9 protein-coding genes are annotated in these 8024 nt (G+C 62.2%); 6 read left to right on the top strand and 3 right to left on the bottom strand.

Going from position 1 to position 8024, the window contains the following annotated elements; all coding sequences use genetic code 11:
• Positions 1-284: hypothetical protein (locus BC443_RS18830; RefSeq protein ID WP_210766289.1), on the top strand; the 284-nt coding region annotated here is incomplete at its 5' end.
• Positions 285-400: 116 nt separating this feature from the next.
• Here BC443_RS18830 and BC443_RS13125 read toward each other — a convergent pair.
• The gene (locus BC443_RS13125; RefSeq protein ID WP_071232297.1) at positions 401-853 is read right to left on the bottom strand and encodes a GNAT family N-acetyltransferase; all 453 of its coding nucleotides are present in this window, start codon (positions 851-853) and stop codon (positions 401-403) included.
• 454 nt (positions 854-1307) lie between these two features.
• On the opposite strand from BC443_RS13125, the gene BC443_RS13120 reads away from it, so the two are divergent.
• The 3 genes from BC443_RS13120 to BC443_RS13110 all read left to right on the top strand — a co-directional run bounded on the left by BC443_RS13120 (position 1308) and on the right by BC443_RS13110 (position 4024).
• Positions 1308-1541 carry a hypothetical protein gene (locus BC443_RS13120; protein WP_071232294.1) on the top strand — a complete coding sequence of 78 codons (234 nt, stop codon included), beginning with the start codon at positions 1308-1310 and terminating at the stop codon, positions 1539-1541.
• Between the two features lie 285 nt (positions 1542-1826).
• On the top strand, positions 1827-2963 hold the full coding sequence (locus BC443_RS13115) for an MFS transporter (protein WP_071232296.1): 1137 nt from the start codon (positions 1827-1829) through the stop codon (positions 2961-2963).
• Positions 2964-3037: 74 nt separating this feature from the next.
• Entirely contained in the window at positions 3038-4024 is a 987-nt protein-coding gene (locus BC443_RS13110; RefSeq protein ID WP_071232293.1) for an MDR family oxidoreductase, read from the top strand.
• A gap of 34 nt (positions 4025-4058) precedes the next feature.
• Here the strand turns inward: BC443_RS13110 and BC443_RS13105 are convergent, their stop codons facing one another.
• Positions 4059-4493 (bottom strand): Rrf2 family transcriptional regulator, encoded by a 435-nt coding sequence (locus tag BC443_RS13105; RefSeq protein ID WP_071232292.1) that lies wholly within the window; start codon positions 4491-4493, stop codon positions 4059-4061.
• A gap of 81 nt (positions 4494-4574) precedes the next feature.
• On the opposite strand from BC443_RS13105, the gene hmpA reads away from it, so the two are divergent.
• Together hmpA and BC443_RS13095 are read left to right on the top strand one after the other, a co-directional pair.
• Positions 4575-5792 (top strand): NO-inducible flavohemoprotein, encoded by a 1218-nt coding sequence (gene hmpA / locus BC443_RS13100; RefSeq protein WP_071232291.1) that lies wholly within the window; start codon positions 4575-4577, stop codon positions 5790-5792.
• 42 nt (positions 5793-5834) lie between these two features.
• On the top strand, positions 5835-6905 hold the full coding sequence (locus BC443_RS13095) for a nitronate monooxygenase (RefSeq protein WP_071232290.1): 1071 nt from the start codon (positions 5835-5837) through the stop codon (positions 6903-6905).
• A gap of 37 nt (positions 6906-6942) precedes the next feature.
• On the opposite strand, the gene BC443_RS13090 is transcribed toward BC443_RS13095, so the two are convergent.
• On the bottom strand, positions 6943-7581 hold the full coding sequence (locus BC443_RS13090) for a hypothetical protein (protein ID WP_083387395.1): 639 nt from the start codon (positions 7579-7581) through the stop codon (positions 6943-6945).
• Positions 7582-8024 lie beyond the last annotated feature (443 nt).

Below are 8024 nucleotides of genomic sequence, written 5' to 3'. Positions count from 1 at the left end.
TACGCCGAGGTGCTCAAGAAATCAGTCGCTGGACCGAGCACCCTTCAATAGCGTTGCGCTTGGAACTTGAGACCGCCATGCTTGAAATATACAAGAGGATAGGTAGCCAGGTAATATTAACCTCTACTCTGAAAGATGAAGAGTATAGCAACGACAAATACTCCAAAATAGGTGGTGTAAATGCTGTGAATTACAGCCATCATCAGGATTGCAAGATTTTAAATAAACAATACGCAAGAGATTTCTCGACGCTAATTGCAGGGTTTGAAGGTATTATTCTTTAAGCTGTAACTAGCAGATATTGTTTGTCTGGTTTTTCGTTGCGCTCAAAACCAGCCGCAAATACGGGCGTTAAACATCAGAAAAGTCTCAACGTCCGCTTCTGGCCGAATGCTGCCTCTCACAGACCACCCGCCGAGGATCGGGCTTTGACGAACTTCATCAAGCCGCGATCCCGCTTCTCAACGGGAAGCCAACCGGCACGCTCGTAAAACGCATAGGCTCGACTGCCGATCTCGGTCTCCAGCCAGATCTCGTCGAATTTGGCGAATAGGTGGCGTTCGGCTTTCTCGAGAAGTAGGCGGCCCACACCTCGCCCTTCATGGTCGGCACGGACGAATAGCCCAAATACGCACCCGGTCTCGTCGCGAACCATCGAAAAGCCCACGGGTACTCGATCAATCTCCGCAACCCAAAGACAAGGGCCCTGAGCGAGCATGGCGGCAATGGTCTCCGGTGTGATGCCCATTTCGCCGAGCTGCTCGAGTGAAAGGTGGTTCTCCGCCACGCTGGTGCGAATGGCGAAGATCTCATCGATATCAGCCTTACGGGCTTCTCTTACTTGAATTGGCATGTGTCGACACCTTGGCAGCAACGGCTCGCCACTGATGAAAATCCGGCGAGCAGTTATTCTGAACCACCTAATGCCCAACGGCGAGCTTGCTTGGCGGCTTGCGGCCCATAGTCTGCGGGCCATCAACATGAACGCAATTCCCAAAGCTGTGAGTCGATGTGTTTCGGCATTCTGTTCGGCTATACCCCCGAGCGAGCTGTACAAGTTCACCCTCATCGCCCTCTCCCAGCCAAGCCTTTCTCACTCGTTGCGGCGCTTCATGACCCTGGCGCGGTCTTGATTTTACCCTGTACACCAAAACTTTCTTGTACAATTTTTTGTGGCGTGCCATTATCGTTCTGTCGGCAAGGATCGCCGGCGCGGGGTGAGGTTTCAGCCGCCTTACCCTACGGTATATGCCCCCACATAGGCCGATCAGGATGATCGGTTGGTAACAAGCCAAGGAAGGCTATCCATGAAACACGACATTTCCTGCCCGCGATGCGGTTGTTCCGAGGCGCTTTCCAGTGACAAAGATCAGGACTGGGACGAGATCACCTGCATCGCATGCGACGAGTTCATTGGCACCCGGGATTATCTCAGCGGGTTTCATTCCCGGCACTATCGGTTGCATGCCTTGAGTCTTTCGCTGGGCATGATGATCCAGATGACGCATGAGGGAGGTCTTTTGTCCCCGAAAGCGGCCTGATGTCCGATCGGTCGAGAGACGAGTTGCAGCCGCAGCCGCGGTCACGATGAACGTCAGGTTCGATGTCGTCCTCCGCCGCTTTCTGCTCTATGCGCCCGCCTTCATCCGGTTCGAGTTGTTCTCGTGGTCTGTCCCTGTGTGCCGCTCTCCCCGAGCGGCTTTTTTTGGTTCGGCTTTTTTGGTTCGGCTTTTTTTGATTCGATGGGCCGAGCGGCGGCTTCCGTTCGGACGCTACAATGATGTCTCCCTGAACCGCGTCGAATGACCAGCAAGTGGAGTTCGTTCATGCCTAGCGTCCGTAAAACCTGGCTCGCCGTGGCGGCCGCCTTCGTGCTGAACGGCGGGCTCTTCGGCGCCTGGGCCTCGCGAATTCCCAGCGTCGTCCAGCAGAACGCCATCGATGGCGGCCAGTTGGGGCTGCTGCTGTTGCTGCTGGCGCTGGGCGCCATCGTCTCCTTCCCGCTGGCCGGGCGCGCGTCGGATGCGTTCGGCGCCGCGCGCACGACACTTACCATCGCGGTCTTCTACGCGCTGGCGCTGATCCTGATCGCCCTGGCGCCCAACCTGTGGCTGCTGGCCCCGGCGCTCTTTCTGTTCGGTGGCGCCCACGGTTCCATGGATGTCGCCATGAACAGCTGGGCCGGCGAGGCCGAGCGCTACATCGGCCGGCGGGTGATGTCGTCGCTTCATGCGATGTGGAGTCTGGGCGCAGGTCTCGGTGCCGCCGCCGGTTACCTGGCGGTCAAGCTCGACCTGAGCCTGATCGTCCATTTCACGGGCTTTGCCGTCCTGCTCTACGCCGTCACCAGCCGGTTCGCCCATATCGGCTGGCAGTCCGAAACCCGCCCCCGCGCGCCCGGCGGCAGCCTGTTCCCGCTGCCAAAGGGGCCGCTGCTGTGGGTGGGGATCATCGCCATGTGCGCGTCGATCGGTGAAGGCGCCATGGCGGACTGGAGCGCGCTCTTCCTGGTCTCCGTCACTGCCGCCAGCGAGGCCCAGGCCGCGCTCGGCTATACCGTCTTCTCGATGGCGATGGTGATCATGCGACTCATCGGCGACCGCGTGATATCGATCCTCGGGCCGACGCAGGCGGCGCGCCTTGCCGGTGCCTCGGCGCTGGCCGGCGTGTTGCTGGCCGTGCTGTTTGCCAATCTGTACACGGCGTTGGCGGGGTTCGTGCTGCTCGGCGTGGGCTACGCGCTGATCATGCCGCTGGCGATCACCCGCGCCGCCAACGACCCGCAGACGCCGCCGGGCGTGGCGATCGCCAGCGTTGCCACGCTGGGTTACGGCGCGATGCTGTTCGGCCCGCCGGCGATCGGCTTCACCGCCCACTTCATTACCCTGCACTATGCTTTTTGCCTATTGGGGATCCTGGCGTGCTTCATCATCCTGTGCGCCCCGGCGCTGGATCGGCGGTAATCGCCCCTTCGTCACCGTTCGCCGTTCACCGTTCGCCCGTCCCCTGATGCCCGATTTCATTCGAGGAGAGAATCATGTTCAACGCCATCCTGGTCAGCCAGCAGGAAGACAATTCATCCGAGGCGGTGCTGTCTCGACGGGAAACGGATGATCTCCCGCCGGGCGATGTGCTCGTCCGGGTGGAATGGAGCACGCTCAACTACAAGGACGCCCTGGCGATCACCGGCAAAGGGGCGGTGATTCGGCAATTTCCGATGGTGCCCGGCATCGATCTGGCCGGCACGGTGGAACAGAGCGACAACCCGGACTGGCAACCGGGCGACCGCGTGCTGATCAACGGCTGGGGTATCGGTGAAACGCACTGGGGCGGGCTGGCGCAGATGGCACGGATGCGCTCGGAGTGGCTGACCGCCCTGCCCGACGGGCTCGACCTGCGCCAGACCATGGCGATCGGCACCGCGGGCTATACCGCCATGCTCAGCCTCATCGCGCTGGAGCGGCACGGGCTCACGCCGGAAAGCGGCGACGTGCTGGTCACCGGCGCCAGCGGCGGCGTGGGGAGTTTCGCCGTCATGCTGCTGGCGCGCCGGGGCTATCGCGTCATCGCCTCGACGGGGCGCGTCGAGGAGCGGGACTATCTGGAACGTCTGGGTGCCGCCGAGATCCTGCCGCGTGCCGAGCTGGACAAGCCGGGCCGCCCGCTCGACAAGGCGCGCTGGGCCGGTGTCATCGATTCGGTCGGCAGCCATACCCTCGCCAACGCCTGCGCACAGACCCAGGTCGACGGGCTGGTCGCGGCCTGCGGGCTGGCCCAGGGCATGGATTTCCCGGCCACCGTCGCGCCGTTCATTCTGCGAGGCGTGTCGTTGCTGGGCATCAACAGCGTCTACCGGCCCCACGCGGAAAGAGCCGTGGCGTGGTCCCGCCTGGCGACGGAGCTCGATCTGGACCGGCTCGAGCAGGCCACCAGCGAAATCGGCCTCACGGAGGCGATCGCCGCAGCAAGCGACCTGCTCTCCGGCCACGTTCGCGGCCGGCTGGTGGTGGATGTCAATCGGTAAATGGCCGCGCGCGCTTGTATCACAGACGCACGGCTCAGTCGGGGCTGCCCAGCAGCACGCGCAGCTCCTGGCGATTCTCGACGAGATCGGCCAGCACGTAGCCGTCCAGCACGGCCAGAAGCGCCTGCTGGGCTTTCCATAGCACGCCCTTCAATCGGCAGCCCGGCTCGATCGGGCAGGTGGAGTTCGGCCCGAAGCACTCCAGCAACTCCAGGTTCTCGGTCTGTCTCACCAGCGCGCCGATGTTGATCTCCTCGGCGGGCCGTTGAAGCCGCAGACCGCCTCCCCGGCCGCGCAGGCTGACCACATAGCCCAGCTGTACCAGCGTCTGGGCGACCTTGGCCAGATGGTTCGCGGAGATGCCGTAATGCGTCGCGGCCGACTGAACCGTGGCCGGCATCGCATCGTTTCTCGCCGCCAGATAGATCAGCAGTCTCAGGGCGTAATCGGTGTGTGTCGTCAGTTTCATCAGCGCTTGACAGTCATAATTTGGTAAATGATACTCCTATTTAAAGAGGTATCCTAAATACTTCATTAAGAAGGAGGCAGCATGCCCACTCCCGCCCAGATCGATGTCATCAAGCAGACCGTTCCGGTACTCCAGCAGCATGGCGAAGCACTGACCCGCCACTTCTATGCCCGAATGTTCGAGCATAACCCGGAGGTCAAGCGCTACTTCAATCCCGCGCACCAGCGCTCCGGCGGCCAGCAGCGCGCCCTGGCCGGCGCCATTCTGGCCTACGCCCAGCACATCGAAGACCCTTCGGCGCTGGCTAGCGCCATCGAAGTGATCGCCCAGAAGCACACTTCGTTGACGATCCAGCCGGAGCACTACCCGATCGTCGGCGAGAACCTGCTGGCTTCGATCAAGGAAGTGCTGGGCGATGCGGCCACCGATGACATTCTCGATGCCTGGGCCGCCGCCTACGGCGAACTGGCACAGGTCTTCATCGATCGCGAACAGGCCATCTACGCCCAGCAGCGCGAACAGCAGGGCTGGGCGGGCTTCAAGCCGTTCACTGTCGTGCGACGCCAGGTCGAGAGCGACAACATCGTCTCCCTGTATCTCGCGCCAGAAGACGGCAGCACGCCGCCCGCCCACCTGCCGGGGCAGTATGTCTCGATCCGCCTGCAGGACGCCAACGGCAATACCGCCATGCGCAACTATAGCCTTTCCAACGCGCCGGGAGCGTCCGCCTATCGAATCAGCGTCAAGCGCGAGCTGGGGGGTGACGACGCGCCGAACGGCGATGTCTCGAACCGCATTCACGACGGGCTGGCCAAGGGCGACCGTATCGAGCTTTCCCCGCCCTGCGGCGCGTTCACGCTCGAGCTGCCGGCGCCGGCAGACAAGCCGCTGGTCTTCATTGCCGGTGGGGTCGGTATCACGCCGCTGATCTCCATGGCCCATGCGGCGCTGGATGCCTCCGCCTCGCGGCCGGTGACCTTCGTTCAGGCCGCACGCCACGGCGGGCTGCGCGCCTTCACGAGCGAGCTGGAAGCGCTGGTCAAGGATTACCCGAACTTCGAGCTGCACACCTGCTTCAGCGAGCCTCGGGAAGCGGATCTCAGCGACGGTCGGGTGAAAGGCGGCGAGCTGGAAGCGGACGATCTGGAACGCTGGGTCGGCGGCTGGAACGCGACCTACTACTTCTGCGGCCCGCTGCCCATGATGCAGAAGGTCGATCAGATGCTGGAAGCGAAAGGCGTGGCAGCCGATGACCGGCGTTACGAGTGCTTCGGCCCCTTGCAGCCGCTGAAGGCCTGAACGGCTACGGACCCGGTCACCACAACGACGGAGGTAACGCCTATGACTACCGGATTGCTCGACGACCTCGGCCTGGAGATTCCGATTCTTCAGGCTCCCATGGCAGGCGTTGCGACGCCGGCCATGGCGGCGGCGGTTTCCAATGCGGGAGGATTGGGCGGCCTCGGGCTCGGCGCCTCGACACCAGAGGCAGCGCACCGGGTCATTCTGGAAACGCAGGCGCTCACCTCTCGGCCGTTCAACGTCAACCTCTTCTGCCATGCACCTGCAGTGCGTGACAGCACGCGGGAACGACGCTGGATCGAACGGGCCCGCCCGCTGTTCGACAGCTTCGACGCCACAGCACCGGAAACGCTGAAGGATATCTATACGTCCTTTCGAACCAGCGACGCGATGCTCGAGGTGCTGCTGGCAACCCGCCCTGCCGTGGTCAGCTTCCATTTCGGCCTGCCCAGGCCGGCGCAGATCGAAGCGCTGCGTCAGGCAGGATGCCGGCTGATCGCCACCGCGACATCGCTTGCGGAGGCGCGCCAGATCGCGGCTAGCGGGCTCGATGCCGTCGTCGCCCAGGGCTGGGCGGCGGGCGGCCATCGTGGGGTGTTCGATCCCTCGGCGCCGGATGAACAGCGATCGACCCAGGCGCTGACCCGCGAGCTCGTTCGCGAGATTGCGCTGCCGGTCATCGCCGCCGGCGGGCTGATGGATGGCGCCGACATTCAGCAGGCGCTGACCTGGGGCGCGACAGCGGCCCAACTGGGCACGGCGTTCATCGGTTGCCCGGAAAGCGCCGCCGACGAGGCCTACCGGGCTCGGCTGGCATCCCGCGCCGATACCGTGATGACCAGCGCCATTTCCGGCCGTCCGGCGCGCTGTCTCGTCAATCGCTTTACCGCCTGGGCCGAAGACGCTGCGCTGGGCGACATTGCCCCCTACCCTTGCGCCTACGATCTCGGCAAGGCACTGAATGCCGCCGCCAAGGCCAGAGGCGAAAGCGGCTTCGGGGCGCAATGGGCCGGCACCGGCGCGAGCCGAGCGACCGACCTTGCCGCGGGCGAGCTGGTCCAACGGCTGGAGGCGCAAAGACAGGCCGCGAGCCGCCACGACCGCGCCTGAACACGCCCCCTGAATACGCCGCTGATGAAGACAAAGCTTAGCCGTTTTGCTCTCGCATCCACCGGCGAACCACGCGCCGTTTCGGTCTCGACGCGTACCGGCGAGTATCGAGACGGGTCGGCACCAGAACTTCCCCTTCCGAGCTCATCGTCAGCGCGAACGTTCGGGAAGCCCCGACGGGTGAATCCTCACTGCCGTAGACGGCGATGACACGCAGCTCTATCGCCTGCAGCGTACGGCCATCGGTCGTCCGGAAATCCTCGGAAGGAAGGCCATGGAAACGCAGAACACGATCGATGATGTCGCGGAAGGAACCAATGTGGTTGTAACTGCCGGAGAGCATCGGCCCTTGCCGCGTGGTCTCGACCAGCCGAGAGACTTCGCCCTCCTTGGCCGTCGACTCCTCGAAATCGATCAGATCCCGGGAAATCGCACCCTGATCGGTGTGAAGGATCGCGATGATATGTTCGATGAAAATCGGCTCGGGGCTCATGTTGCTGATGACGCAACGCGCCTGCAGCGTACGGCCGAAGCCACGATTGATGATGATCTTGGGCTGGCGTTGCCGCTTGAAGTTGAGGTACAGCAACTGGGCATAGAAGAGCCATACCAGCAGCGTGCATAGACTGGTCAGCGCCGTGATGGCGGAGCTGTTCTGGGAAATCCAATCCATCATTCTTTGCTCACTGCCAACGGTCACGGACCCGAGGAACATAGATCCGATTCAACGCAAAGCGCAACAAAGAAAGGGAGTCGGTTGGCCGACTCCCCAAACGTTGCTCGTCCTTGCCAATTCACCACGGCATCCTGCCGTGCATCCCTGTGTCGCTGCATCCTGCAGCGTTCGTCCCTGTCAAACGCCGTCCTAGCGCTGACACCTACTGTGAACCTCATCGCCATCAGTTGAATTGATATGAATCAAGTATAATCGCCATATTTGTTTCAAAATGTTTCGATAATAATAAAGTTGTCGCATAACAGCGTCACCTGAACCTGCTCAACGCACGCAATTATCCAGCGACCTGTTATTTCATACAATTGACTACGCTTTGTCTGAAAAATGATGTCTTGCTAGCCTTTCCTCCCTCAGACTTGGAGGTATTGTCATGGCAGGACGTT

The organism is Salinicola sp. MIT1003, from assembly GCF_001858555.1.
In the GTDB taxonomy this organism is placed as follows: Bacteria; Pseudomonadota; Gammaproteobacteria; order Pseudomonadales; family Halomonadaceae; genus Salinicola; species Salinicola salarius.
This window is presented reverse-complemented; position numbering and strand designations above follow the sequence as displayed.

Coding starts and splice junctions, on each gene's coding strand:
- hmpA (WP_071232291.1), top strand. CDS start 4,575: ATGCCCACTCCCGCCCAGATCGATGTCATCAAGCAGACCGTTCCGGTA.
- BC443_RS13105 (WP_071232292.1), bottom strand. CDS start 4,493: ATGAAACTGACGACACACACCGATTACGCCCTGAGACTGCTGATCTAT.
- BC443_RS13090 (WP_083387395.1), bottom strand. CDS start 7,581: ATGATGGATTGGATTTCCCAGAACAGCTCCGCCATCACGGCGCTGACC.
- BC443_RS13115 (WP_071232296.1), top strand. CDS start 1,827: ATGCCTAGCGTCCGTAAAACCTGGCTCGCCGTGGCGGCCGCCTTCGTG.
- BC443_RS13095 (WP_071232290.1), top strand. CDS start 5,835: ATGACTACCGGATTGCTCGACGACCTCGGCCTGGAGATTCCGATTCTT.
- BC443_RS13110 (WP_071232293.1), top strand. CDS start 3,038: ATGTTCAACGCCATCCTGGTCAGCCAGCAGGAAGACAATTCATCCGAG.
- BC443_RS13120 (WP_071232294.1), top strand. CDS start 1,308: ATGAAACACGACATTTCCTGCCCGCGATGCGGTTGTTCCGAGGCGCTT.
- BC443_RS13125 (WP_071232297.1), bottom strand. CDS start 853: ATGCCAATTCAAGTAAGAGAAGCCCGTAAGGCTGATATCGATGAGATC.